The following is a 25933-nucleotide window of genomic DNA, read 5'->3' as shown; positions in this document are numbered from 1 at the left end:
CAAGGACCCGATCCGATGGCATCCGTTTCCTCCCGCGGCCGCGGCCGGCGCACGATCAACGAGATCAACATGGTCCCGTTCATCGACGTGATGCTGGTGCTGCTGATCATCTTCATGGTCACAGCACCGCTCATCACGCCGAGCGTGATCAACCTGCCCACGGTCGACCGCGCCAACCGGCAACCCGACAAGCCGATCGAGATCGTCATCAAGAGCGACGACGAGATCCAGATCAAGAAGGACCCGTCCACCGGCAGCGGTGGCAGCGCCGTTCCCTTCACGCAGATCGGCGCCACCGCCAAGGCCGCGCAGGGCGGCGACGCCGAACGGCCGGTCGTGATCAGCGCGGACAAGAGCGTGAAGTACGAAACCGTGGTCAAGGCCATGAACGAACTCAAGCGCGCGGGCATCGAGCGCGTCGGCCTCTCCGTCCAGACCTCCGGAGCGAAGTAAGGCATGTCGCTCGCCGCCGACCGCCCCGAGTTCGCGCCGCCGCCGCAGCGCGGCACGCCGCGCGCCGTGATCCTGGCCCTGATCGCGCACGCGGCGTTGATCGCGGCGCTGACCTGGGGCGTGCACTGGAAGCGCGACTCGGAGAACGACGCGGTCGAAGCCGAACTCTGGTCGACGACCGTCCAGCAGGCGGCTCCACGGCTGTCGGTGCCGACGCCGCCCACACCGCCCGCGCCTGCGCCGGAACCCACGCCTGCGCCGCCACCGCCGCCCCCTCCTCCACCGCCGCCGCAGGTGCGGGCACCGGACCCGACGCCAGCGCCCAAGGCGCCCGACATCGCGCTCGAGCGTGAGCAGAAGCGCATCGAGCAGAAGGAGCGCGAACGCGAACTCGAAGCCGCGCGTCAGCAGAAGCTGAAGCAGGAAGCCGCCCAGAAGGCTGCCCAGGACCGCAAGGCGCAGCAACTGGCCCAGCAGCGCGCCGAAGAAGAGGCCGAGCGCAAGGAGGCGCAGCAGAAGGCACAGGCCGAGGCACAACGGCGCGAAGCGGCGGAAGCCAAGCAAGCCGCTGCCGCCGACGCGGCCAAGAAGAAGGCAGCCGCAGAAGCCAAGGCCGTGGCCGATGCCAAGAAGAAAGATGCCGAGGCCAAGCAGGCCGCGGCCGACCGCGCCGCCACGCTCAAGCGCATGCAGGGCCTGGCGGGCGCCAGCGGTGCCGACGACTCGACCGGTACTGCGCTCAAGTCATCCGGCCCGTCGGGCAGCTACGGCGGCAAGGTCGCGGCAGCGGTCCGCCCGAACGTGGTGTTCCCCGATGCCGACCAGGTCAATGGCAACCCCGGCGCCGAGTTCGACATCCGGCTCGCGCCCGACGGCACCATCGTCGGCGTCCCGCAGCTCGTGAAGTCGAGCGGCCTGCCGGCATGGGACCAGGCCGCGCTGCGCGCCCTGCAGAAGACCGAGAAGCTGCCGCGCGACATCGACGGCACCGTGCCGTCCCGGTTGATCATCGCGTTGCGCCCCAAGCGCTAAGCACCAGCGCAAACCCTGGCGGCTCAACGGCCAGACGCCATCACTCGTACACGATCGCCGCCTTGCCCGCCTCGGCCTGCGCCGTCCAGCTTGCGAGCGCCGCGTCGGTCGGGAAGAACTTGGCGCGCTCGCCCAGCTGCAGTTCGACCTGCGCCCCGTTGCGCGCCATCGCCAGCCGCACCGTCAGCCCGGTGTGCAGCTCGCCGACTTCGCTGACTTCCACGCGCGGCGGAAAGTCCTTGACCAGCCGAGCGATGTCCGGCGCCTTGCCGTTCACCGCGACACGCAGGAACTTGCCGAAGCGGCAGCGCGCAGTCGCCAGGTCATAGACCTGCTGCACCTGGAAGCGCGCCTCGAAACCGCCACGTCCCGGCTGCAGCCGGCCGCTCACGATCACGAGTTCGTCGTCCTTCAGCGTGTTGCGATTGGCGTTCATCACCGCCTCGTCGGCGGTCGCCTCGATGGTGTCGGACTTGTCGTCGAGCTTGAAGATCGCCAGCCGGCCGCGCTGGCCGTTGATGACGCGCATGTCGCTCACGATGCCGGCGATCACCTGCTGCTCGCGGCTGTCCATCAGGTCGGTGATCTCGCGCTTGCAGAAGCGCCGCACCTCGTGCGCCACTTCGTCGAACAAATGGCCTGACAGGTAGAAGCCGACGGCGGTCTTCTCGTAGGTCAGGCGCTCCTTCACGCCCCAGGGCGTCATGTCGATCAGCTCGGGCTCCTGCGTGGCGGAACCATGTTCGCTGTCGCCGAAGATGTCGACCTGCGCGGCGTTCGCCTCGGTGGCCGCGGAAAACTCGAAGGCGCGATCGATCGATGCCACCAGCGACGCACGGTTCTGCTGGATCGCGTCGAAGGCGCCGGCCTTGATCAGTGCCTCGACCGTGCGCTTGTTGATGCGCTGGCGGTCGATGCGCACGCAGAAGTTGTAGAGACTGGTGAACGGGCCGCCCTCTTCGCGTGCCTTGACGATCGCCTCGACCGCGAGCTGGCCCGTGCCCTTGACGGCGCCCAGACCGTAGCGGATGACCTTGTCGGTGACCGGCTCGAAACGGTAGTTGCCGCGGTTCACGTCCGGCGGCTCGAAGGTCATGCCGAAGTTCTTGATCGCGTCCTCGAACAGCACCTTCAGCTTGTCGGTGTCGTCCATTTCCACGGTCATGTTCGCGCAGTAGAACTCCGCCGTGTAGTGCACCTTCAGCCAGCCGGTGTGATAGGCCAGCAGCGAGTAGGCAGCCGCGTGCGACTTGTTGAAGCCGTAGCCTGCGAACTTCTCCATCAAGTCGAAGATCTCGTCGGCCTTCTCCTGGACGATGCCGTGCGTCGCCAGCGCACCGGCGCGGAACTTCTCGCGGTGCTCGGCCATTTCCTCGGCCTTCTTCTTGCCCATCGCGCGGCGCAGCAGGTCGGCGCCGCCCAGGCTGTAGCCGCCCAGGATCTGCGCGGTCTGCATCACCTGTTCCTGGTAGACCATGATGCCGTAGGTCTCGGACAGCATCTCGGCCACGGCCGGGTGCGGATACTCCACCTCTTCGCGGCCGTGCTTGCGCGCGACGAAGCTCGGGATCAGGTCCATCGGGCCCGGACGGTACAGCGCGTTCAGGGCGATCAGGTCTTCCAGCCGGGTCGGCCGCGCGTCCTTCAGCATGCCCTGCATGCCGCGCGATTCGAACTGGAACACCGCTTCGGTCTTGCCGTCGGAGAACAGCCTGTAGGTGCGCGTGTCGTCGAGCGCGATGTTCTCGAACGCGAAGGCTTCCTGGCCCTTGTGGCGCTTCACGATGAACTCGCGCGCGATCTCCAGGATGGTCAGCGTGGCCAGGCCCAGAAAGTCGAACTTCACGAGGCCGACGGCCTCCACGTCGTCCTTGTCGTACTGGCTCACGGCCGAATCGCTGCCCGGCTGCTGGTAGAGCGGCGTGAAGTCGGTGAGCTTGCCCGGCGCGATCAGCACGCCGCCCGCGTGCATGCCGATGTTGCGGGTCATGCCTTCGAGCTTCTGCGCGAGCTCGACCAGCATCCGCACTTCCTCTTCCTTCTCGATGCGCTGCGCCAGCAGCGGCTCGGCCGCGATCGCGTACTTTTCCTTGTCGGCCTCCGACAGGTTCGCCGGCGGGTACTGGATCGTCACCGGCTTGCCCGGCTTGTTCGGGATCAGCTTGCTGATGCCGTCGCAGAACATGTAGCTCATGTCCAGCACGCGGCCGACGTCGCGGATCGCGGCGCGCGCCGCCATCGTGCCGAAGGTCGCGATCTGGCTCACGGCGTCGCGGCCGTACTTGTCCTTCACGTAGTCGATCACGCGGTCGCGGTTGCCCTGGCAGAAGTCGATGTCGAAGTCGGGCATCGAGACGCGTTCGGGGTTCAGGAAGCGTTCGAACAGCAGGTTGTACTGGAGCGGATCGAGGTCGGTGATCTTCAGCGCATACGCGACCAGCGAGCCGGCGCCCGAGCCCCGGCCAGGCCCGACCGGGCAGCCGTTCTGCTTGGCCCAGATGATGAAGTCGCCCACGATCAGGAAGTAACCGGGGAACCCCATCTTCAGGATCGTGTTGATCTCGAATTCGAGCCGCTCGACGTAGCGCGGACGCTCGGCGTCACGCTTGGCGGCGTCGGGGTACAGATGCGCCAGCCGGTCTTCCAGCCCCTCGAAGGACAGTTGCCGGAAATACGCGTCGACCGGCATGTTGTCCGGCGTCGGGAAGTTGGGCAGTTGCGGCTTGCCGAGCACCAGCGTCAGGCTGCAGCGCTTGGCGATCTCGACCGTGTTGGCGAGTGCGCTCGGCACGTCGGCAAACAGCGCCTCCATTTCGGCCGAGGACTTGAAGTACTGGTCACGCGTGAATTTGCGCACGCGCCGCGGATTGCCGAGGATCTCGCCCTCGGAGATGCAGATGCGCGCCTCATGCGCCTCGTAGTCGTCCGGCCCGGGGAACTGCACCGGGTGCGTCGCCACCACGGGCAACCGCAGCCGCGCTGCAAGCTGCACCGCCGCCACCACGTGCGGCTCGTCTTCCGGCCGCCCGGCGCGCTGCAGCTCGATATAGAAGCGGTGCGTGAAAAGGCCCGCCAGGCGCAACGCGACCTCGGTCGCGCGCTCGGCCTGGCCTTGCAGCAGCGGTGCGCCGAGCGGCCCGGCCTGCGCGCCCGAAAGCGCGATCAGCCCGCCGTTCAGTTCTTCGAGCCAAGCGACCTTGCAGGCCGGCTGGGCCTGCCCGCGGCTCACGTTCTGCGTCCAGGCGCGCGCGAGCAGCTCGGAAAGATTCAGGTAGCCCTCGGTGTTCTGCACCAGCAGCACGATGCGGGTCGGCGCGCTGGGCTCGGCACCCAGGCCTTCGAGAAAGATTTCAGCACCCAGCACCGGCTTGACGCCCTTGCCGCGCGCTTCCTTGTAGAACTTGACGCCGCCGAACAGGTTGTTCAGGTCGGTGATGGCGAGTGCCGGTTGCTGGTCGGCGGCGGCCGCCTTGACGACCTCGTCGATGCGGTTGGTGCCGTCGACGACGGAAAATTCGGTGTGCAGGCGCAGGTGGACAAACATCGCGCCATTGTAGAAAGCCGGCCCGGCCGCGCGAGCCGCACAGGATCAGTAGGTCACCAGCACATGCGCGTCGACCGGGATGTCGAAAGTTGCCCCGTTGATGGTGACCGTCACCGTCAGGCGTTCGGTCTGGCTGAAGTGAGCGTCCCATACGCCGGTGAAAGCGCCCGTCAGCGGGTCCAGCGCGATGGTTCCCGGGAGGTAGCCGTCAGCCAGTGCAAAACGGTAGCTCGCGCCGTCGATGTTCAGACCATTGTTCGGATAGAAGTGTGGCTGGCATTGCAACGGCACCCCGACCTTTCCGTTGCAGTCGTAGCTGACCCAAACCGGCGAACTGATGCCCAGCCTGTAGATCAACGAACCGTGGACCTCCTGGCCCTGGCTGCGCACGGTCACCAGCACGCGGTACGCCACGTCGTTGTACAGCGTCGTCGGGGTGCCAGTCACCGTGCCGGTCGCCGCGTCGAGATCGAGCCCGACCGGCGGCGGCTGCGCGCCATCCCAGGCAAAGGTGTAGCTGGCGCCCGGCTGCAGCCCAACCACGGACGAACGTATCGGGAACCCGGCAAAGCTGCCGAAATCGCCATTCGCGCCATAACGCAGGTCGAGCCCGCCGACATTGACCAGCATCGGCAGCTCGGTCGAGCGCTGGGCTGTGCCGAACGGCGACGACACGGTGACGCCCACCCCGAAGCGGTACGCACCCTCGGTCGTCGCCAGGCCGTGAATCCTGCCGGTCTGCACGTCCAGCGCGAGGCCCGGCGGCAGCGAGCCTTCAATCAGGCTGTAGGTCACCGTGTCCTGTGTGCTCGGCGTCCAGAAGTTGTTGAGCGTCGGCCAGTCGACCGGCTCACCGATGACGATCCGGCTGTCCGGAAGCGAATAGATCGTCGTCGGGCCGAACACGGTCACGCCCGCATACACGTCGAGATGGTTCGCGACATTGGATGCGCTGAAATCCACGACGAATCGGAACACGCCCATTTCTTTCGGCATTCCGGTGACCGAGCAGTCCCCATTGAGCGACATCCCCAAAGGAAGTTGGCCCGACTTCAGCGTGCAATTCGGCGTGCGGCCTTCGAGGCCGGTAATGGATGCACGCACACTCGACTGCCTGAAGAGATACAGATCCGCCCCGAGGGAAACGGAGACCTGCAACGTCCCGCCGTCACCAGAACCTCCCGAGCCCCCACTGCCCCCACTGCCTCCGCCACCACAGCCCGCCAATGCAGCAATCAGCACCACACACGACCACAACTTCGCTCCAACCCTCGCCCCAACCCACATTTCGTTGCCCTCGATTTTCTTGATGAAACCACGCAGGAAATCCACATGGATGCCTGTCGATTCAGCATGGCTGCGAGAGGAGTCCCGCACTTCGATCGTAACATTGAGTTACGGCCCGAAACATGCGTTCATATCAAGACGGCAGCAAGTGCTTTGCATGCATCGTTGAATGGCAATGAAACCACCCCACCTAAACAAGATGAAGACAATCGACGAGATGCTGAACCTGGACCTTCTCACGTCCGACCAGCATCACCAGATCGGCGCCTGGATCGATCGCGCCAGTTCGTCTGAGGAAATCATGAAGATGCCCGCCCCACTCTGGCAGGCGCTGGAACGCGCCAGCGAGGTCATGGGAATCGATGACGACCTGACGCGCCCGCCTTCGCTCGACGCCGGCGGTACGGACCTGAGCTAGCTGGCGCGATCACAAGCCACGCATTCCGCCCATCTTCCCTTGGTGCGATGTGGGCGCTTCTACAATCCGCGCCGTGCCTCAGACCCTCAACATCGCCGCCTATCTTTTCACCCCGATCGACGACGCGCCCGTGCTGCGCGAATCGCTTCTGGCCAACGCACTCGCCCGCGAACTCCGCGGCACGATCCTGCTGGCCACCGAGGGCATCAATCTCTTCCTCGCCGGCGCCGCCGATGCCGTGCGCGGCTTCGTCGCCGACCTGCATGCCGACCCGCGCTTCGCCGCGCTCGAGACCAAGGAAAGCTGGTCCGACGCGCAGCCCTTCCGGCGCATGCTGGTCAAGGTCAAGCGAGAGATCATCCGCATGGACCATCCGGCGATCCAGCCCGCCGCGGGCCGCGCGCCGGGCGTCGACGCCCCCACGCTGAAACGCTGGCTCGACCAGGGCCATGACGACGCCGGCAAGGCGATCGCACTGCTCGACACGCGCAACGACTTCGAGGTCGACCACGGCACCTTCGACAACGCGATCGATTGGCGCATCACCAAGTTCACCGAATTCCCGCAGGCGCTGCTCGACCATCGCGACGACCTCGCCGGCAAGACGATCGTGAGCTTCTGCACCGGCGGCATCCGCTGCGAGAAGGCAGCGATCCTGATGCGCGAAGCCGGCGTCGAGAACGTGCTGCAGCTCGAAGGCGGCATCCTCAAGTATTTCGAGCAGGTCGGCGGCGCGCACTACCACGGCGACTGCTTCGTGTTCGACGGCCGCCGCACGCTGGCGCCGGACCTGAGCGCCAGCGCCAACGACGCCAGCGCACGCAAGTCCGAAGACCCGGACTTCGACCGGAAGGCCTGAAAGCCCGCCGGAGCCGGCTCAGGCTGGCGTGGTGCCCGTGTCCGGCGTCGGCGACTGCACCTGGAACGGGTGCCCCGGCAGCGGGATGAATTCGGTTTCGCCCGGCACGTGGCCCATGCGCTGCGCCGCCCAGTCGTCACCGGCCTGCAGGATGCGTTCGCGCCGGCTCGATACGAAGTTCCAGGTGATGTAGCGCGGCCCGTCGAGCGGGTCGCCGCCGATCACCATCAGGCGCATGTCGGCCTGTGCCGTCAACGTGGCACCCTGGCCATCGGGCAGCAAGACCATTGCATGCGCGGCCACGTCGGTGCCGTCGACCGACAGCGCACCGTCCACGGTGTAGAGCGCCATCTCGGACGCCAGGGCGGGAAGTTGAAACTGCGCGCCAGCCACGAGTGCGATGTCGAGGTACAGCGTCGGCGCGAAGGTCCTGACCGGCGACACGGCGCCGAAGGCCTCGCCGATCAGCACCCGCACGCGCACGCCTTGCTCGTCGACCTCGGGAATCGCCGCGGCCGGCGTGTGCGCGAAGCTCGGCTCGACTTCCTCGAAGGCCTGCGGCAACGCTGCCCAGAGCTGCAGCCCGTGGTTGGTGAAGGTCTCGTCGAACAGCCGCTCGGGCTTGCGTTCGGAATGCACGATGCCGCGGCCTGCGGTCATCCAGTTGATGGCGCCGGGCTGGATCTCCTGCACGCTGCCGAGACTGTCGCGATGCATCATCGCGCCCTCGAACAGGTAGGTGACCGTGGCCAGGCCGATGTGCGGATGCGGACGCACATCGTGCTGTTCGCCGGGCCGTTCCGTGGCCGGGCCGAAATGATCGAAGAAGACGAAAGGCCCCACCGAACGACGCTTCGCGGCCGGCAGCAGGCGCCGGACCTTGAAGCCACCGCCGAGATCCTTGTCATGCGGGGTGAGGATGAGCAGGTCGTTCATGGTGGGGGGCGCGGCCCGAAGCCGCGCATTGGGGTTGGATCAGCCTTGGAGCTTAGCTGCGATCGATGCGACACGAGCGCCGTAGAGCTTCGCGGTGTCGAGGTCACCCTGCGGAATCTCCGTGACGCTGGCGTCCGACGGCGACTGCACCAGCAGGCCGACCGAACCGCCGAGGTTGTTCACGTCGTTGCGCGTGGCGGCCTTGGTGTTGGTGGGCGGCAGGCCCAGGCTGACCCAGAGGCCGCCGTGCTGCGAAGCCAGCGTCTGGAGGTATTGCAGCGTGACTTGCTTGTCGCCGTTCAGGCTGGCGCTGTTGGTGAAGCCGCCGAACACCTTGTCTTGCCAGGCGCGGGTGAACCAGGCCTTGGACGAGGCATCCGCGAACTTCTTGAACTGCCAGCTCGCGCCGCCCATGTAGGTCGGCGTGCCGAAGATGATGGCCTTGGCGGCGTTCAGCGTTTCCCATGCGCCTTCGGGCAGATTGCCCTCGGCGTCGATAGCGATCAGCTCGGCGCCAGCGCCTTCAGCCACGATTTGCGCAACACGCTGGGTATGGCCGTAGCCGGAGTGATAGACGACTGCGATGGACATGTTGTTTCTCTGTTTGAAAAATGAGTGACGGGGTTGTATCAGCGCTTGTCGATACTGATGCGACCAGCGCCGAAGGCCGCAAAGGCCAGAAGGCCGCCAGCGATCGCGATGTTCTTGTTGAAGTTGATCGTCTGCATCATCTTCATCGCGTCCGGAGCCGACCAGTACTTGTGGAAGAACAGCGCGGTGGCCACGGTGAACACGGCCAGCACGATCGCCGTGATGCGGGTCTTGAAGCCCAGCAGCAGCGCGATGCCGAAGCCCAGCTCCACGATGATCGCGATGATCGCGCCGACTTCCGGCAGCGGCAGGCCGACCGAGCTGATGTAGCCCACGGTGCCGGCGAAACCCATGATCTTGCCGAAGCCGGCCGGGATGAACAGGTAGGCCGCGAGGATGCGGCCTACCAGGGCGATGACGTCCTGGGTCGAGTTGGTCGAGATGCCGGACGTGCCGGATGCGGTAATGGTTGCCATGGGAAAACTCCTCGGTTGAAAAATTGGAGAGACAGCGGGGGGAAATCACCGGGGCAGTCGCCTGCCCCGGCGGGAATCAATCGGCCAGGTCGAACACCAGCACTTCGGCGTCCTTGCCGCCGGCCAGCGACAGCTGCGGCTCGCCTTGCAGCATGGCGGCATCGCCGGTCACCAGCTTCTTGCCGTTGACCTCCAGCTCGCCGCGGATCAGGTGCACGTAGCTCTTGCGGGCCGGGTCGAGCGCCAGTTCGGCCTTCTCTTCACCGTCGAGCAGCCCGGCGTACAAGCGCGCATCGGCGTGCACCGTCACCGAACCATCGGTGCCTTCGGGCGAGGCGACCAGGCGCAGCTTGCCGCGCTTCTCGGCCGCACCGAAATTCTTCTGCTCGTAGCTCGGCTCGATACCGCGCACGTTCGGCTGGATCCAGATCTGCAGAAAGTGCGTCGTGCTGTCGGTCTTGTGGTTGAACTCGCTGTGCATCACGCCGTTGCCGGCGCTCATGCGCTGCACGTCGCCCGGCGGAATGCTCTCGACGTTGCCCATGCTGTCCTTGTGCGCCAGCTCGCCCGACAGCACGTAGCTGATGATTTCCATGTCCTTGTGGCCGTGGGTGCCGAAGCCGGCACCGCCCGCCACGCGGTCTTCGTTGATCACGCGCAGGTTGCCGAAGCCCATGTGGGCCGGATCGTAGTAGCCGGCGAACGAGAAACTGTGGAAGGACTTGAGCCAGCCGTGGTCGGCGTAGCCACGGTCCTGGGATTTGCGAATCGTCAACATTGTTGAACTCCTTGTGGCTCCTGGGAGCCTTCGATGGCAGCACCGTATGTGCTGCGATGTGTGTAACTTTAGGACGATAGCCGGCTCGGACAACGGTCCAGGTTTGATGGCATCATTCAAATTTTTTGATCGAAGGGGATCGCCTTGTCCAACGCCCGCGACGTCCTCACGCCCGAGGCGCTCTCCATGCTGCAGACCGTGGTCAGCAGCGGCAGCTTTGCCGGTGCCGCCCGCGCGCTCGGGCTGGTGCCGAGTGCGCTCAGCTACCGTGTGCGGCAGATCGAGGACGCGCTCGACGTGCTGCTGTTCGACCGCAGTTCGCGCCAGGCCAAGCTCACCGGCGCCGGCGCCGAACTGATGCGCGAGGCGACACGGCTGCTGGCCGATGTCGAAGCGGTCGCCAACCGGGTGAAACGCGTCGCAACCGGCTGGGAGCCGCTGCTGACGGTCGCGGTCGACGGCGTGATCGCGCGCGACCCCGTGCTCGACCTGGTCGGCGCGTTCTATGCGCTGGAGCCGCCGACCCGCCTCAAGCTGCGCGACGAAACACTGCTCGGCACGATCGAGGCGCTGGCCAGCGGCGAGGCCGACCTGGCCATCGGCGCGGTGCTCGACGCGGCCAGCCTCGCCTTCACCGCGACCGGCATCCGCAGCCGGCCGCTGGGTGAGCTGCACTTCGTCTACGCGGTGTCGCCGAACCATCCGCTGGCGCGGCAGAGCGGCCCCATCAGCGACGACATGCTGCGCCGCCACCGTGCGGTGGCCGCGGCCGACTCGGCGCGCGCCGGGCCGAGCATGACGGTGAACCTGGTCGGCGGGCAGGACGTGCTCACCGTGCCGACCATGCAGAGCAAGCTGGCCGCGCAACTGCACGGCCTGGGCGGCGGCTTCCTGCCAGAGCCGATGGCGCGGCCGTACATCGAGGCCGGCCACCTGGTCCAGCTCACGCTCGAACGCGTACGCCCGGTCGGCCAGCTGCATTGCGCCTGGCGTGTGCGCACGGCAGGCAGCCCCGGGCGCGCGCTCGAATGGTGGCTCGCGCAGTTCGAGCACGAGGGCACGCGGCAAGCGCTGCTGACCCGCCATCGAGGACGATGACATGCCGATGACGGGTTAGAGTCGACAGCGTTGCCACCTCTCGTTACCGAAAAGAAAGAGACCCGTCATGAGCACCTCGCTTGCAGCCGACCGTTCCTCCAGCAACACCTCCTCCAAAGCCTCCCCCGCCTTCACCGCCCGCCGTTTCGCCGTCATCGGTGCCGGCATGGCCGGCGTCGCCGCAGCGCGCACGCTGATGCAGGCCGGCCATCAGGTCACCGTCTTCGAGTCCGAAGCCACGGCCGGTGGCCGCATGGTCAGCGAATCGACATCCTTCGGCAGCTTCGACGCCGGCGCGCAGTACTTCACCGTGCGTGACGAGCGTTTCACCCGCGCGCTCGAGACCGTGCCCGGCCTGTGCCGCCGCTGGAGCGCCAACCTCGTGCGCGTGCTCGACGCGCATGGCCGCGTGGCCGAGGCGGCGCTGCCGACACTCGAATCGCACTGGGTCGCACAACCGTCGATGGGCGCGCTGGTTGCGCACTGGGCGGCGCCGCTGGGTGAGCGGCTCGTGACCGGCAACCGGATCGTGCGGATCGAGCCCGACGCGCTGCATCGCGCGCAATGGCAACTGCGCGCCGAAGGCGAAGGCGGCGAGAGCCATGTGTACTCGAGCTTCGATGCCGTGTTGCTGGCCGTGCCACCGGCCTGTGCACGGCTGCTGCTGGAACGCAGCAAGGTCGCGGCGCCGCTGGCACGCGGTATCGCCAAGGTGCAGGCCTCGCCGTGCTGGACGCTGATGATCGCCTTCCCACAGGCCAGCCAGCCGACGCTGCCGCACCTCGGGCCGCAGTGGAATGCCGCGCGCAGCACGCACCACCGCGTGGCCTGGCTCGCGCGCGAATCGTCCAAGCCCGGCCGCGAGACGATCGAGCGCTGGACGCTGCAAGCCAGCCCGGCCTGGTCGCAGGAGCATCTGCGCGACGGCGCTGCGCGCGTCGAGGCCAAGCTGCTGCGCGCCTTCGCGGAGATCACCGGCATCCACGCGACGCCGTCGTATGTCCGCGCGCGCTGCTGGCCCGAAGCGCAGACGCAGGTACCGCTCGGCAAACCGCATCTGTGGGACGCCAAGGCGCGCATCGGCGTGGCCGGCGACTGGTGCATGGGCCATCGCGTGGAAGACGCCTTCCTCTCGGGCCTGTCGCTCGCGCTGCACGTGATGTGAGCGCAGCCGCCGATCCGCGCGCGGCACCGGCTGCGGTGCCGGTCGGCCCTGTCGGCACCGCCGGCCACGTCCGCCACGTCCGCCACGTCGGCCGTTTTGCGCCCTCGCCCACCGGCCCGCTGCACGCGGGCTCGCTGGTCGCGGCGCTGGCCAGCTGGCTCGACGTCCGCTCGCGCGGCCCGCAGGCATGCTGGCTGGTGCGCATCGAGGACGCCGACACCGAGCGCTGCCTGCCCGGCATGGGAGCGCACATCCTGGCGCAGCTCACCGCCTGCGGGCTCATGCCCGACCTGCCGCCGATCTGGCAGACCCAGCGCCATGTGCGCTACCAGCAGGTGCTGGACGGGCTGATCGCCCATGGACTGGCCTACCCCTGCGCCTGCTCGCGCAAGGACATCGACGAAGCGCTCGCGCAGCGCGGCATCACGCACCAGCGCCATGGCGAACGCGTCTATCCCGGCACCTGCCGCTGTGGCCTGCAAGGCCGTCCCGCACGTGCCTGGCGCTTCGCGGTGGACGCCTTCTCGACCTCCGCCGACCATCCGCTGCGCTGGAACGACCGACGCCTCGGCGAGCAACGGCAGGACGTGGCGGCCGAGGTCGGCGACTTCGTGCTGAAGCGCGCCGACGGCCCCTGGGCCTACCAGCTCGCGGTGGTCGTCGACGATGCCGACCAGGGCGTGACCGACGTCGTGCGCGGCGAAGACCTGGCGGACAACACGGCACGCCAGATCCTGCTGCAGCGCGCGCTCGGCTTCGAACAACCGCGCTACCTGCACACGCCACTGGTGCGCGGTGCGGACGGCCACAAGCTGTCGAAACAGAACGGCGCCGCGTCGATCGACACCGCGACGCCGGCCGCCGCACTGGCCGCGCTGCAGGCCGCGGCCGGCGTGCTCGGGCTGCCACCGGGCGATGCGGCCGACATCGGCAGCGCGCTCGCCGGCTGGGTGCCGCGGTGGCGCGATCTCTACAATCCGCCGCCGTGATGAACCTTCCTTCCAACGCCCCCATTTCCGCTGTGCCTGCCGCTGTGCCCGACACCACGCAGCCCGCCGCCGAGCCCATTGCGGAGGCGTTGCCGCATCCGCTGCACCGTCGTCTCAAGAGCTTCGTCAAGCGTGGCGGCCGCACCACCGAAGGCCAGGCCAAGGCCTACCAGGACTTCGGCCCGCAGTTCCTGCTGCCCTATCGCGCCGAACCGCTCGACCTGGCCGCCGCCTTTGGCCGCGAGGCGCCCACCGTGCTGGAGATCGGCTTCGGCATGGGTGAAGCGACGGCACACATTGCCAAGCTGCTGCCCGACATCAATTTCCTGTGCTGCGAAGTGCATGAGCCCGGCGTCGGCAAGTTGCTGAAGCGCTGCGGCGAAGAAGGCATCGGCAACATCCGCATCGTGGCGCACGACGCGGTCGACGTGCTCGACCACATGCTGCCTAAGGGCGTGCTGGCCGGCGTGCACGTGTTCTTTCCGGACCCGTGGCACAAGAAGCGCCACCACAAGCGCCGCCTGCTGCAGTCACCGCTGGTGCGCAAGCTGGCGGAACGGCTCGCGCCGGGCGGCTACATCCATTGCGCGACCGACTGGCAGCCGTACGCGGAACAGATTCTGGAAGTACTGGCGCACGAGCACCTGCTGCGCAACACCGCACATGCCGACAGCGGCGGCTACGCGCCCAAGCCGGCCTACCGTCCGCTCACCAAATTCGAGAACCGTGGCCTGAAGCTGGGCCACGGTGTCTGGGACCTCGTCTTCACGAGGGTCTGATGGCTTGAAGGCCGCAAGCGGCCTTCAAGATCAAGCCGTTTCAGTCAGTGCGTCGCCCAGCGCGCTGATCAAACGGTCGATCTCGGCCTTCTCCGAGATGAACGGCGGTGCCAGCTGGATCGTGTCGCCGCCGAAGCGCACGTAGAAGCCCTTCTTCCAGCAGGCGATGGCGATGTCGTACGGACGGCGTGCGGGCTCGCCCGGCAGCGGCGCGATCGTCAGGCCGGCGGCCAAGCCGAAGTTGCGAATGTCGAGCACGTGCTTGGCGCCCTTCAGGCTGTGCACGGCGTTCTCGAAATACGGCGTCAGCGCAGCCACGCGCGCCGGCATGTCTTCCTTCACCAGCACGTCGAGTGCAGCGATGCCGGCCGCGCACGCCACCGGGTGTGCCGAGTAGGTGTAGCCATGCGGAAACTCGATCATGTAGTCCGGGCCGCCGGCGTCCATGAACGTGTCGTAGATCTCCTTCTTCGCGATGCAGGCGCCCATCGGCTGCGTGCCGTTGGTCACCTGCTTGGCGATGTTCATGATGTCCGGCACCACGCCGAAGGCGTCCGAACCGGTCATGGCGCCGCAACGGCCGAAGGCGGTGATGACCTCGTCGAAGATCAGCAGGATGTTGTTGGCGGTGCAGATGTCTCGCAGGCGCTTCAGGTAACCCTGCGGCGGTACCACGACGCCGGCCGAACCCGAGAAGGGCTCGACGATCACGGCGGCGATGGTCGACGCGTCGTGCAGCGCGATGATGTCCAGCAGGCGGTCGGCCAGGTCGGCACCGTTCTCCGGCATGCCGCGGCTGAAGGCGTTGCCGGCCAGTTGCGTGTGCGGCAGATGGTCGGCTTCGATGCCCTGGCCGAACAGCTTGCGGTTGGCGTTGATGCCGCCGACCGACACGCCGCCGTAGTTCACGCCGTGGTAGCCCTTTTCGCGGCCGATCAGGCGGGTCTTGCCGGCCTGGCCCTTGGTGCGCCAGTAGGCGCGCGCCATCTTCAGCGAGGTGTCGGCCGCTTCGGAACCCGAATCGGTGAAGAACACGTAGTCGAGGCCGGCGGGCGTCAGTTCCTTGATGCGGTTCGCCAGTTCGAAGGACGCCGGATGGCTGAACTGGAAGCCGGGCGAGAAGTCGAGCTTGGCGATCTGGCGGCTCACCGCTTCGGTGATTTCAGGGCGGCCGTGGCCGAGGCCCGAGCACCACAGGCCCGACAGGCCGTCGAAGATCTTGCGGCCATCGACGTCGGTGAAGTAGGCGCCCTTGCCTTCCACGATGATCCGCGGATCTTTCTTGAAGCTGCGGTTGGCGGTGTAGGGCAGCCAATGCGCGTCGAGCCAGGCGGCATCCGTGCGCACCGAGGCGGGAGGGGTTTGGGCAGACAGAACGGTCATGACGAACACCGCGCGCGGCGGGCTCCGTAGGTTGGGAAGATGGAAAACAGTGCGATTGTTGGCGCACCGCTCAGTGGTACAAATGGTGCAATATCAATGTTCACTTGCCGGATCATGCAAGCAAGCACCAAGCCAGCCCCGACCGCCGCCGCCGGCTCGACCACCTCGCCCCTCTCTGGCGACGCCACACCCAAGAACCGCGCCCTGCTCGGCCAGCTCAGCGACATGGACCTGCGCCTGCTGCGCGTGTTCAAGAGCGTGGCCGACTGCGGCGGCATGGCGGCCGCCGAGCTGGAACTGAACATCGGCACGTCCACCGTCAGCCGCCATGTGAAGGACCTGGAAACGCGGCTCGGCCTCGTGCTGTGCCGGCGCGGCCGGGCCGGCTTCGCGCTGACGGCGGAGGGCCAGCGCGTCTACGACGAAACGCTGCGGCTGCTGGCCTCGGTCGACGCGTTCCGCAGCAGCATCGACGACATCCACAGCCGCATGGGCGGCCAGATCGAACTGGCCGTGTTCGACAAGACCGCGAGCAACCCGCAGGCGCGCATCGGCGATGCGATCGCGCTCTTTCGCGCACGCGCGCCGGCGGTCGCGCTGAGCATGCATGTGGCGTCGCTCAACACCATCGAACGCGGCGTGATCGACGGCAGCTTTCACCTGGGCATCATCCCCGCGCATCGAAGCTCGCAAAGCCTGGACTACGCACCGCTGTTCGGCGAGACCATGCTGCTCTATTGCGGTCGCCAGCATCCGCTGTTCGGCGCCAGCCACCGAGGCCTGACCTGGGAAACGCTGCGCAGCCACGACTTCGCCGGCCTCGGCGACCACTCGCCCAACATGGACCTGAGCCACCGCAAGCAGTTGCCACGCAAGGCCACGGCCTTCGACCAGGAAGCGATCGCGACGCTGATCCTGTCGGGCAGCTTCCTCGGCTTTCTGCCCGACCACTATGCAGAAAGCTTCGAGCGCCGCGGGCTGATGCAGGCCGTCGCCCCGGCGCGCTTCCGCTACGAATGCCGCTTCGTGCGGCTGACGCGCAAATCGCCGAGGCCGTCGCGGGCGACGCAGTTGCTGGCGGAGTGCCTGGCGCAGGCGCATGCAGCGGCTTGAGCCCCTGCGGACGTCGACAGCCCGCGTCTCGCCAACACGCAAACTTAGGAGAAATGTGGCAGCCCGGCCAAACGTTTAGGGTCGAGTGCAGACGACCTACGCTGTAATCGAACGCAACAACCCCTACCGTTGTCGCGAGCCCTTCGATTTCATTTCTGCCTTTCATGACAACGCCTGACCGCGAATACAGCGCTCTCATCGATCGTGTCTATCAAGCCGCCCTCGAGCCCTGGCTCTGGCCCGAGGTGCTGGCCTCCGCCGCCGAATGGCTCGACGCCAGACGCGCGCTGATGTTCACGCCCAGCGCCAACTTCAGCTCGGGCGGCTTCTTCTATTCGCACGGCGTCAGCGCGGAAGAAATGGACATCTGGAATTCGCGCCATGTCGGCGAGGACTTCTGGACCGCTCGCACCCTGGAACGCAGGCTCAACTTCGAAGGCTCCGTGATTCTCGACAGCGACCTGTCGACACGCCGTGAACTGCTGGCGTCGGACTACTACCGGGAACACCTGTCGCGCATGGAGATCGCCTGGCTGCTCGCCAGCATCGTCATGGCGCCCGCCGACGGCGCCATGCCCTGGGTGGGCTGCTGCTTCTATCGCGGCCCCGAAGACACCGGCTTCGACGAAATCTCCCGCGAGCGGATGCGGCTGCTGCTGCCGCACCTGTCGCGCGCGCTCGGCGTGATGTTCCGGCTGCGCGCGGCCGACCTCATGGTGGCGTCGACCGCCGCCGCGTTGGACGCCTTGAGCTTCGGCGTGGTCCTGCTGGACACGGCCGGGCGTGTCGTGCAGTCCAACCTCGAGGCCGAACAGATCTGGCGCCGCAGCAACGCCATGACCTGCGTCGACCGCAACCTGCAGATGCGCGACCCGGCCAGCCAGCGCAAGTGGATGGCGGCGCTTCGCACGACGCTGGGCAGTGGCGGCGTCGGCAGGGTGTCGCACTTCTCGGAAGTCCTTCGCGCGCCCGAGAGCAGCGGCGGCGCTTACCTCCTCCAGATATCGCGCCTGCCGGAAACCAGCCGCTTCGGTGCGCTGGAAGGCAGCGCCCGCACCATCGTGTTCATCACCCAGGAGCACCGCCAGACGCAACCCAATCCGGAGGTGCTCCAGCGCCTCTACGGCCTGACGCCCGCCGAGATCCGCTGTGTCCACGCGCTCGGCACCGACAAGCTCGAGCAGGCCGCCGGCCAGTTGGGCCTGAGCCCGCACACCGTGCGTACCCAGCTCAAGAACGTCTATGCCAAGACGGGCTGCGACAGCCGCGCCGACCTGACCCGCCTGCTGTTGAGCCTTGCCAGCGTGGCGTGAGGGTGCGTACCCCAATCGTGTGATGCGCAGCGTCAGCGCAGACCGTTCAATCGGTCATGCATCCAAATGTCACTGATCGAGTCAAACGAATTCATGCGGCGGTACTGCATATTCGGCTTCAACTGGCTTTATTGACGATCATCAGCCTGGGAATTTCTGGCTGCGTAAGCACCACGATTTCCACCCAGGATAAAACCGCTACCGCCACCGGCATTCTTGGCACACAAACTCTTGCATTGAACACGCATCCGCTGTTGGTCGTCGACAGCGGCTTCGGAATTTTCTCGCGCTCCGGCGAATTGACCATTGGCTGGCTCAAGGAATCGCGCGTCTATCTTGGAGACGCCGGGGACGACTGCCGAATCATCGTGCTTCCTGACAATCCGGGACAAGTCCAGGAACTCATCAATATTCTAAAAAAAAGCGGGGAGAGTATTTCTCAAATCTGCGTCGTCAAACCATAGGAAAGATATGAAGAAAACAATATGGATTTCCGTAGCGCTCACACTGTTGGTCATCGGGTGTGCACCCTTGCAGCAAGCACCGCTGGTTTATGCGTCCAAGATCGCGGTGGGTATCGATGTGTCCGCAACGTCCACAGAAACGCCCGGCGTTTCTGTGTCGGTTGGGTACAAACAGGTCGATGCAGCGTATGTACCGGTTGCGGTTGCAAAGCAGTGCGACAAAAACCTGAGCGCGAGTTGCACCGAAGAGATGTACAAGCTGCTTCCTATCAGAGGATCTTTCGGCAGCAACGGCACTTCGTCTTCGGGGCCGAACGAGGAGGAAGCGAAAGAGGCGCTCAGAAAATACAACGTCGAACTCGACAAGCTCAACGCGTTGAGGGATGCGGAAGACGCCGCCAAGCGTCGAATTGCCGCATTGCAAAGCCGACAACTCGAATTGCAGACACGCCAAAAATCTGCCCAAGCCAAGGTGGACGCAAATCCGACCCTCGCTGCCACGATCAACGATCTTCAGCAGAAAAAAGCCGCGGGACCGCTTACTCCTCTCGAGATCACCACCTTGAACGATTCACTCGAGAAGCAAAACGCGATCGACAAGGAAAAGCTCCAGCCTGCCGAATTGGCCGAATTGAATGGTCTGGCTGCGGCGATCAATTTGGCCACGACTGATTATGAAAAGACCTCAGCGGCAAAAGTCGCAGCCGCGCCGGAAGTCGACAAGCTGAAACCCAAGGCAGCCGCGGCCAATGCGACGCTCGGAAATGTAGTTGCCCGGACAGACGCTTATTCGGTGTATGGCAGGTTCGAAAGTTCGACTCGTACAAACAACAACACGAACGGGATTGCCGCCGGAATCGAATTGGGCAAAGTCTTTTCAACCGGCGTCGCTTCGCAGTTCTTGGCCAATGGATTGGCGGAGTACTACCGCGGCTTGGGCCTCGTGACGTGCTATGGCACGGCCGGAAACCTCCACAAAACCACCGAAGACACAGCACTCCTGAAGCAGATGCTCGCAGCTTGCGCATCGCAAGCCAGCAAGTAGCTGGCCACTGCCCCGGCCACAGGTTCCTGGTCAAGAATCGGCAGACAACCACTGCCCGACCTCATGAACCACCTCTTCGTTCGCGTTCTCGCCACCGCCGTCGCCCTGGCCACGACGGCGGCCCAAGCCGACACCATCAAAGTCTTGACCGCCGGCGCCTTCAAACAGGTGGTCGTCGCCTTCGTACCGGCCTTCGAGGCGCGCACCGGCCACAAGGTCGACGTGCAGAACGACACGGCCGGCGCGCTCGCCAGGCGCGTTGCGGACGGCGAGACCTTCGACGTGCTCGTGCTCACGCCCGGCGCGCTGCAGCCGCTGGCCGCGCAAGGCCGCGTCGCGCGCGACAGCGTGACGCCGCTGGCACGGGTGGCGATCGGCGTGGCCGTGAAGGCCGGCGCCACGCACCCGAAGATCGACACCGTCGACCAGTTCAAGGACGCACTGCTTGCCGCACGCAAGGTCGCCTACATCGACCCGGCGTCGGGCGGCTCCAGCGGTATCTACCTCGACGGGCTGTTCCAGCGCATGGGCATCGCCGACGCGGTGCATGCCAAGGCCGTGCTGGTCCCCGGCGGCCTGGTCGCCGAACGGCTGGTGACCGGCGAAGCCGACCTGGCCGTGCACCAGATCAGCGAGATCCTGCCCGTGAAAGGCGCGGAGCTGGTCGGCGCCCTGCCCGAGCCGGTGCAGAACTACACGACCTATGCGGGCGCCGTGGCCGGCGACAGCGCGCACGCGGCGGCGGCGCGGGAGTTTCTGGCGGCGCTGACCGGGCCGGGGGCGGCGGAGACGTTGGCGGTGAAGGGGATGACGCCTGCGCGGTGACTTTCGCGCCGGGGCGCCGTCAGGCACTCACGATCCGCTGCATCAACAGGCCCTGAAGATCGCGCCGCATGTCGCAGACGATGTGGATGTAGGCGGTATCGCCTCGTACCTCATAGATGATTCGGTTCATGCCTGACAGCACCTGCCGGTACTGAGCAATGTTGAGACTTTCGAGCTCTGGCGGAACTCTGCCAATCTGCGGCTGCTCTTGAATCATCGCAACCGATGCCTTGAGCTTTCCGTAGCTGCCGAGCCATGCTTCTCGCCCAAAGTTGTCGACGATGTAGCGCTTCAGGTTCTTCAAGTCGGCTTCGGCGGAACGAAGAAAAACAACTTTCATTGCGAGTCTTCGCCGTCCAGCTCGGCGAAGACGTCATCCGCACTGCGGAACTGCCCTTGTTCGATCTCACGGTTGCCCAGCGCCAAGAGCTTCAGCAAGGAGAGCGTCTCTTCATGCGCTTCATAGGAACGGACGTCCATCACCACCAACTTGGCTTCACCGTTCTGGGTGATCAGCATCGGCTCGCGGCTCTCGGAAATCTCCTTCACGATTTCTGCAGCGTGACTCTTGAGATAGCTGATGGGCTTGACCTGAGTGGAGAACTTCATGGCTTCGTCCTGGATGGGTGCACGTAAAAGACCAATTGTGGACTGAATTTGGCCCTCCCTCCTCCGAGAACACGATTGCAGAGTGGTGCCCCGGGCACGCATGTGCCGCTCTTTCACCCGCTGCACATCCCCCGAATGTGCGATGCGACATCGGTTACCGACTGTTAAAAAAGTCACACACCGACGCAGAAGGAAAAGAACGTGTTGTGCACACGCATTGGCCAGGCATTGCTGAAGCGCTGCCCGCCTTGGCTACAACGACAAGACGAATGGCTCAGCCGCATGGTTACGGCACTCGTGGTGGCCAGCGTGGTGCATCTGCTGCAGGGCTACCTCATGCCTCTCGAGCTTCCGGCCTCAGGTCTGGCGGACAACCTGGCGGCACGTGTGAGGCACGAGCACCCATTGCCCGATCCGCTCAACGAACTGGCGATCGTGAATATCGACACGAAGCGGTACCGCGACAAGTACCAAGGAACGTCGCCACTCGATCGCTGCATGCTGGCGAATGACCTGGGCCGGCTTCTCGCCAATGAGCGCATTCACACCATTGCGATCGACCTCTTTCTGTCGCCCACCTACCGGAAGAGCGAGCACGACGACGACTGCCAGAGCAAGCTGGACGAACTGCTCAAGACCCATGCGGAGCGAATCGTGTCGATCGCGCGACCGAGCGACGTTTTGGCGCACGACGGCTGGTTCAAAACCATGGCCAAGGTCAAGTTCGGGAACGCCGACATCGAAAATCAGTACGGGCTGGTGCGCGGGCACACCGTCGAGCCGGAAGATCATTCGCACCCAGCGGAACCCTTTGCCGAGCCCTTTGCCGATCTCATCGCGCGCCAGCTTTGCGAAAGGCAGATTCCCCCAAAGCCGGAATCGGTGTATCGGACGCACTGCGGCATCATGGATTCGCAGGCCGAACATCATGGGCCGAGCTGGCAACCCATCGTCTTCACCAATCTGCAGCGCCTGTACATGCGCGGCGAGCCGCTCGATCTGGACGACAAGTGCCTGGCCAAAGACGCACCGGACTGCGCGCCGATCCGCATGGTCTTCCTGGGCTCGAGCTTCAGTCAGGACGACGAATTTCTGACACCGCTGGGGCTGCAACCGGGGATCACGGTACATGCGGCCATGGCGATCGAAGCCCGCAAGCATCACCCACATTGGATCGGCTTTGCGATCGACATCGGGCTGGGGACGTTCGCCTTCCCATGGTTGGTGCACTGGGGCTGGAACGCCTATTTCCGGCGGCGAATAGGGGTGGTCAAAAGCGTTGATCCGTCAACTGCATACGTGTTCCTCGTCGGCATGCTGGCCGGCCTCTTCGTCATGACGACCGCGCTCGCAGTGCTTGCCTGGTTCGTCTTCGCCAAATGGGGCATCTGGGTCAGCCCTGTTCCCATGGCCGTCGGCGTCGCGCTCGAAGGTCTCGTGCTCGGCAGCGTTTCCGTTGCGCAGCACCTGCTCCATGGACAAGCACACGAGTCGCACTCATCGCACACGGCGCACGAGCCGCAGGCGCACCACGGATCAGCCAAGCCCCTTGCGTCCCGCATCGCGGCGACCTGGAAAACCTCGAAGAGCTGCGGCATGGCAATCGTCGGCGCCCTGCCTTGTCTCGTCGGCACTGCCGTCGTCGGGTACGTTTTTTTTGATTTGATGTTTGGATAAGCCCATGAAATCTGCACGCACCCGCGCCAGCCTCTTGATGGCAGGTATCACGCTCTCGATGCTGCACGTCGCCGCATCGGCGCAGTCGGCCAAAAAGGCCTGCGACACGCTCGACACGATCAAGGAACTCAGGGCGAGTGCCGAAATGATGCAGGCGGTCAGTCAGGCCTTCTCGGGTCAATGCGCGTCCTTTACCCGTGTGCTGGCCATGCTGTCGCGCCGCACCAAGGCAGGCGGACGCGACCTGACTGCGCCCAAGCCACTCGACAGAGGTGCCGCGGCCGGCGACATCCAGCGGCTGGACCGTGACCCGGAGTTCGCGAAGGCCTTCCGCGAAGCGTCATCCGGTGAAACCAACCCCATTCGGCTCCAAGTCATCAAGGCCGCAACCCTCGACGACTTCGGCGAGTACAGGGCACGCGACCTGATCGTCGAACAGCTTCAAGGCCAATGAGCATGAAGTCCGCGACAGCGCTTTTTCTGTGCTCTGCCGTTCTGCTGGCGGCTTGCGGTGAGACCGGCACGAAATTGCCGGACTCGATGCTTTCGTCCGGGGCGGCGACAGGCAGCAAGACCGACAAGCCCGACACGATCAAGATCGGCAAGCGTGTAGACACGCTGGCCAGCGGCAGTTTCGACCCCAAGTGCGAGCGCTTGGTGAAGCCCTACGACCTGGAAACGAGCTTCAACGACTTGGCCGATCAAGCCACCACGCAGATCGGCCTCAGCATTCAATCGATGCTCGGCGGCACGGGCTTTCCATCGGCCAGCCAATTCACCAAGGGCCGGCAGCAATACATCGAGACGGTGAAGCTCATTGCCAAGACGACGAACTGGCTTCCCATGTCGACCGAAGTCATGCTGGGTGAAATGGACCATGAGAAGTTCAAGACCGACATCCTGGAACGCGACAGCCGCAACGGAAGAAAGATCTATCCGGAAGCAGACAGGATGCTCCAGCAGGTGCTGGCCACGATCGACGAACCCTACGACTACAAGTTCACGATCTACGTGCTTGCACGTGATGGCGGCAATGCAAAGGCGCTGGCGGGCGGCATCGTCTACTTCGACCAGGATCTGTTCAAGGACGAGAAATCGAAGTCCAAGGCATTCTTCGCACTCGGCCATGAAATCTCGCACGTCTTGCAGCGCCACGAAACCCGGTTGCTGCAGGCCCGGCTGATCGACGCCGTCAGCATGACGGGCAGCGTGCCCGACATGATCGCCATGATCCGGCAACCGCAGGACAAGGGATTGGCCATCATGCGGGTGGCGATGGCTGGAAAGATCGTTTTTGCGCGGCATTACAGCGGCCAGGAACTGCAGGCAGACGCATGTGCCGTCCGCATCATCAAGAAGGGCTACAACGACGATAGCAAGGTCCTCACGTCCATCACGGAATTCAAGACCTCGCTGAAGATCGACACCGAACTGCGCGAGTCCGCAGCCCCTGCCCCCGATGACGGCAAGACGGGCGCCAAGCCTCCGATCGACCGAAACAAGACGGTCAACATGGACAAGCAATCGCTGGGGGACATGCTCGAAATGGTTGCCCAGCCGATGGACAGCCATCCCACGGACGCCGAACGCATCAAGAACCTGGACATGATGTACGCCGAAGTGCGCGAGCGATTGCCCAAAGAGCAGGCGAAAAAGCCTACAACTCAGCCCATCAGGAAATCCGTTGCGCCGGCCAAGAAAGACGACAAGAAATGAAGTCCGATACCAGGTCCGACCCCGGCCGGACACCCGAACCTAATACGCCAGCCCCCTGATCTCCCCATCCCGAAACCCACGCGCCGCGCAGCCGGTGTCGTCGCTCACGCTGGTGTTGAACAGGCCGACCGGCTTGCCGCCCGAACTGACCAGGCAAAGCACCGGTTTCGAGCGTGGAAGCTGGCCGGCGCGGGTCTTGTCGACGCCGCACATCAGCACGTACGACGTCGTCTGGTTGACATCCCAGGCGTCGCTGCGGTCATGCACGGTGAAGGAAAGGCCGAAGCGCTCGGCCGGGTTCAGCGGGAAAGGCTGGCCCCACAGCCGGTCGACCTGCGTCGCGACCACTTCGCGCGACTCGAAGAGCCGGTTGGATTTCCAGTGGATGAAGAGCAGCCCGCCGAGTGCGGCCTCGCCCTTCACCGTGTGGTCTCTGCTGCCGATGCCCGGATTCTTGACGTTGATGTTGCCGTCGAACTGAAAGTTGCGGCCCGCAGCCGTGCACGTGCGGTCGTGCATGACATCGTCATTGGCAGCGATTCGATAGCCGGTCTGGCCCTGCCCGGTCATGGCGAAGAAGGGGTCGGTCGCCACCAGTTGCCGGATGGCGTCCGTGCCCACCGCCGACACGGCCCGCTCGCCGCCGCGGGTCGGGCGCTTCAGGATCTCGCGCAACGCGTTCGCGGAATACTGCGCAGACACCTTGGCCCTGGGGTAGTAATCGCTGGTGACGAAGCTGGCGTAGGCATTGCCCGCCGCGGCCGCCTTCGAATACCAGAAGGCCGCGCGCTCGTCGGTCGGCTCGCCCTGCCCGGCTTCGATGGTCTCCGCCAACGTCAACATCGCATCGGCATCGCCCGCCGTCGCCTTGAGCCGCAAGGTGGCAAGCTCGGCAGCGGCCTCGCGTGCGCGCGCCTCGGCGGCCTGCTTGCGCTCGTCTTCCTGCTTGCGCCGCGCCTCCTCGTCCCGCTTGGCCGCCGCGGCATTGAGGCGAGGCGCACCGAGCTCGACCTCGACCCGCTTGACCGTGCCGCCCGCCATCCGGAACTCCGTCTCGAACACGCTTTCACGCGACTCGTCGATCTTCTTGAACGCACGCAGCTTGACGGTCCCGGCGCTCACGGGAATGTCCAGCGGACAGTCGCCCTTGAACACCTCATTCACCGAGATTTCCGCGCCCGCGCTGTCGTCGACGCACACCACGCGCACGACCGCCGGGTCCTTGATCTGCGCGTGAGACGCGGCAACCGGCAGGAGCAGGAGAACGGCCACACCCAAGCCTCCCAAGCCTCCCAGGCCTTCGAAACCTCCAAGATTCGACAGACCGCCAAGACCCTGCCCCCGACCCAACCGGACTTTCTTCATCGATGACCTCGTAGATTG

At 65.4% G+C, this 25933-nt stretch carries 26 protein-coding genes; 16 read left to right on the top strand and 10 right to left on the bottom strand.

Annotated features, from left to right (window positions below; translation table 11 throughout):
• Positions 1 to 15 precede the first annotated feature (15 nt).
• Both AC07PZ_RS27085 and tolA read left to right on the top strand, forming a co-directional pair.
• Entirely contained in the window at positions 16 to 453 is a 438-nt protein-coding gene (locus tag AC07PZ_RS27085) for an ExbD/TolR family protein (RefSeq protein ID WP_495298262.1), read from the top strand.
• A 3-nt stretch (positions 454 to 456) separates the two neighbouring features.
• A complete protein-coding gene (gene tolA / locus AC07PZ_RS27080; RefSeq protein ID WP_495298261.1) occupies positions 457 to 1485 on the top strand; it encodes a cell envelope integrity protein TolA in 1029 nt (342 codons plus the stop codon).
• A gap of 40 nt (positions 1486 to 1525) precedes the next feature.
• On the opposite strand, the gene dnaE is transcribed toward tolA, so the two are convergent.
• On the bottom strand, positions 1526 to 5029 hold the full coding sequence (gene dnaE / locus AC07PZ_RS27075) for a DNA polymerase III subunit alpha (RefSeq protein ID WP_495298260.1): 3504 nt from the start codon (positions 5027 to 5029) through the stop codon (positions 1526 to 1528).
• A gap of 45 nt (positions 5030 to 5074) precedes the next feature.
• The gene (locus tag AC07PZ_RS27070; protein ID WP_495298259.1) at positions 5075 to 6361 is read right to left on the bottom strand and encodes an Ig domain-containing protein; all 1287 of its coding nucleotides are present in this window, start codon (positions 6359 to 6361) and stop codon (positions 5075 to 5077) included.
• Positions 6362 to 6515: 154 nt separating this feature from the next.
• On the opposite strand from AC07PZ_RS27070, the gene AC07PZ_RS27065 reads away from it, so the two are divergent.
• The gene (locus AC07PZ_RS27065; RefSeq protein WP_495298258.1) at positions 6516 to 6734 is read left to right on the top strand and encodes a hypothetical protein; all 219 of its coding nucleotides are present in this window, start codon (positions 6516 to 6518) and stop codon (positions 6732 to 6734) included.
• Between the two features lie 73 nt (positions 6735 to 6807).
• Complete coding sequence (locus AC07PZ_RS27060) at positions 6808 to 7593, top strand: sulfurtransferase (RefSeq protein ID WP_495298257.1); 786 nt, start codon at positions 6808 to 6810, stop codon at positions 7591 to 7593.
• Positions 7594 to 7611: 18 nt separating this feature from the next.
• On the opposite strand, the gene AC07PZ_RS27055 is transcribed toward AC07PZ_RS27060, so the two are convergent.
• From AC07PZ_RS27055 to AC07PZ_RS27040, 4 genes are all read right to left on the bottom strand, one after another.
• Positions 7612 to 8529: a pirin family protein gene (locus AC07PZ_RS27055; protein ID WP_495298256.1), complete on the bottom strand. Its 918-nt coding sequence runs from the start codon at positions 8527 to 8529 to the stop codon at positions 7612 to 7614.
• Between the two features lie 39 nt (positions 8530 to 8568).
• On the bottom strand, positions 8569 to 9120 hold the full coding sequence (locus AC07PZ_RS27050) for a flavodoxin family protein (protein WP_495298255.1): 552 nt from the start codon (positions 9118 to 9120) through the stop codon (positions 8569 to 8571).
• Positions 9121 to 9158: 38 nt separating this feature from the next.
• Positions 9159 to 9596, bottom strand: coding sequence for a DoxX family protein (locus AC07PZ_RS27045; RefSeq protein WP_495298254.1), 438 nt, complete (start codon positions 9594 to 9596; stop codon positions 9159 to 9161).
• 76 nt (positions 9597 to 9672) lie between these two features.
• Positions 9673 to 10374 (bottom strand): pirin family protein, encoded by a 702-nt coding sequence (locus tag AC07PZ_RS27040; protein WP_495298253.1) that lies wholly within the window; start codon positions 10372 to 10374, stop codon positions 9673 to 9675.
• 144 nt (positions 10375 to 10518) lie between these two features.
• On the opposite strand from AC07PZ_RS27040, the gene AC07PZ_RS27035 reads away from it, so the two are divergent.
• The 4 genes from AC07PZ_RS27035 to trmB all read left to right on the top strand — a co-directional run bounded on the left by AC07PZ_RS27035 (position 10519) and on the right by trmB (position 14405).
• Complete coding sequence (locus AC07PZ_RS27035) at positions 10519 to 11472, top strand: LysR family transcriptional regulator (RefSeq protein ID WP_495298252.1); 954 nt, start codon at positions 10519 to 10521, stop codon at positions 11470 to 11472.
• A gap of 166 nt (positions 11473 to 11638) precedes the next feature.
• A complete protein-coding gene (locus AC07PZ_RS27030; RefSeq protein WP_495298348.1) occupies positions 11639 to 12637 on the top strand; it encodes an NAD(P)/FAD-dependent oxidoreductase in 999 nt (332 codons plus the stop codon).
• Between the two features lie 35 nt (positions 12638 to 12672).
• Positions 12673 to 13626: a tRNA glutamyl-Q(34) synthetase GluQRS gene (gene gluQRS / locus AC07PZ_RS27025; RefSeq protein WP_495298347.1), complete on the top strand. Its 954-nt coding sequence runs from the start codon at positions 12673 to 12675 to the stop codon at positions 13624 to 13626.
• Positions 13626 to 14405, top strand: coding sequence for a tRNA (guanosine(46)-N7)-methyltransferase TrmB (gene trmB, locus AC07PZ_RS27020; RefSeq protein WP_495298251.1), 780 nt, complete (start codon positions 13626 to 13628; stop codon positions 14403 to 14405). Before gluQRS ends, trmB begins: the two co-directional genes overlap by 1 nt.
• Positions 14406 to 14435: 30 nt before the next feature.
• Here trmB and aptA read toward each other — a convergent pair whose 3' ends face one another.
• A complete protein-coding gene (gene aptA / locus AC07PZ_RS27015) occupies positions 14436 to 15788 on the bottom strand; it encodes an omega-aminotransferase AptA (RefSeq protein ID WP_495298250.1) in 1353 nt (450 codons plus the stop codon).
• A 96-nt stretch (positions 15789 to 15884) separates the two neighbouring features.
• Here aptA and AC07PZ_RS27010 point away from each other — a divergent pair, with 96 nt between their 5' ends.
• From AC07PZ_RS27010 to AC07PZ_RS26990, 5 genes are all read left to right on the top strand, one after another.
• Complete coding sequence (locus tag AC07PZ_RS27010; protein WP_495298249.1) at positions 15885 to 16901, top strand: LysR family transcriptional regulator; 1017 nt, start codon at positions 15885 to 15887, stop codon at positions 16899 to 16901.
• Between the two features lie 164 nt (positions 16902 to 17065).
• The gene (locus AC07PZ_RS27005; RefSeq protein WP_495298248.1) at positions 17066 to 18214 is read left to right on the top strand and encodes a helix-turn-helix transcriptional regulator; all 1149 of its coding nucleotides are present in this window, start codon (positions 17066 to 17068) and stop codon (positions 18212 to 18214) included.
• 56 nt (positions 18215 to 18270) lie between these two features.
• Positions 18271 to 18678 carry a hypothetical protein gene (locus AC07PZ_RS27000; RefSeq protein ID WP_495298247.1) on the top strand — a complete coding sequence of 136 codons (408 nt, stop codon included), beginning with the start codon at positions 18271 to 18273 and terminating at the stop codon, positions 18676 to 18678.
• Positions 18679 to 18685: 7 nt separating this feature from the next.
• Positions 18686 to 19723, top strand: a complete 1038-nt coding sequence (locus tag AC07PZ_RS26995) for a hypothetical protein (protein WP_495298246.1) — start codon at positions 18686 to 18688, stop codon at positions 19721 to 19723.
• 63 nt (positions 19724 to 19786) lie between these two features.
• Positions 19787 to 20548 carry a substrate-binding domain-containing protein gene (locus AC07PZ_RS26990; RefSeq protein WP_495298245.1) on the top strand — a complete coding sequence of 254 codons (762 nt, stop codon included), beginning with the start codon at positions 19787 to 19789 and terminating at the stop codon, positions 20546 to 20548.
• Between the two features lie 19 nt (positions 20549 to 20567).
• Here AC07PZ_RS26990 and AC07PZ_RS26985 read toward each other — a convergent pair whose 3' ends face one another.
• Both AC07PZ_RS26985 and AC07PZ_RS26980 read right to left on the bottom strand, forming a co-directional pair.
• Positions 20568 to 20888, bottom strand: a complete 321-nt coding sequence (locus AC07PZ_RS26985; RefSeq protein ID WP_495298244.1) for a type II toxin-antitoxin system RelE/ParE family toxin — start codon at positions 20886 to 20888, stop codon at positions 20568 to 20570.
• A complete protein-coding gene (locus tag AC07PZ_RS26980) occupies positions 20885 to 21157 on the bottom strand; it encodes a type II toxin-antitoxin system Phd/YefM family antitoxin (RefSeq protein ID WP_495298243.1) in 273 nt (90 codons plus the stop codon). Before AC07PZ_RS26980 ends, AC07PZ_RS26985 begins: the two co-directional genes overlap by 4 nt.
• Positions 21158 to 21439: 282 nt before the next feature.
• Here AC07PZ_RS26980 and AC07PZ_RS26975 point away from each other — a divergent pair, with 282 nt between their 5' ends.
• Genes AC07PZ_RS26975 through AC07PZ_RS26965 form a run of 3 tightly spaced genes read left to right on the top strand, consistent with a single transcriptional unit; the run spans position 21440 to position 24550 of the window.
• Positions 21440 to 22834, top strand: coding sequence for a CHASE2 domain-containing protein (locus AC07PZ_RS26975; protein WP_495298242.1), 1395 nt, complete (start codon positions 21440 to 21442; stop codon positions 22832 to 22834).
• Positions 22827 to 23288, top strand: a complete 462-nt coding sequence (locus AC07PZ_RS26970; RefSeq protein WP_495298241.1) for a hypothetical protein — start codon at positions 22827 to 22829, stop codon at positions 23286 to 23288. The genes AC07PZ_RS26975 and AC07PZ_RS26970 overlap by 8 nt, the downstream gene beginning before the upstream one ends.
• Before the next feature lie 2 nt (positions 23289 to 23290).
• Positions 23291 to 24550 carry a M48 family metalloprotease gene (locus tag AC07PZ_RS26965; RefSeq protein ID WP_495298240.1) on the top strand — a complete coding sequence of 420 codons (1260 nt, stop codon included), beginning with the start codon at positions 23291 to 23293 and terminating at the stop codon, positions 24548 to 24550.
• 39 nt (positions 24551 to 24589) lie between these two features.
• On the opposite strand, the gene AC07PZ_RS26960 is transcribed toward AC07PZ_RS26965, so the two are convergent.
• The gene (locus AC07PZ_RS26960; RefSeq protein ID WP_495298239.1) at positions 24590 to 25822 is read right to left on the bottom strand and encodes a hypothetical protein; all 1233 of its coding nucleotides are present in this window, start codon (positions 25820 to 25822) and stop codon (positions 24590 to 24592) included.
• Positions 25823 to 25933 lie beyond the last annotated feature (111 nt).

It is taken from the genome of Variovorax sp. GW821-FHT10B04 (assembly GCF_059415645.1).
This window is presented reverse-complemented; position numbering and strand designations above follow the sequence as displayed.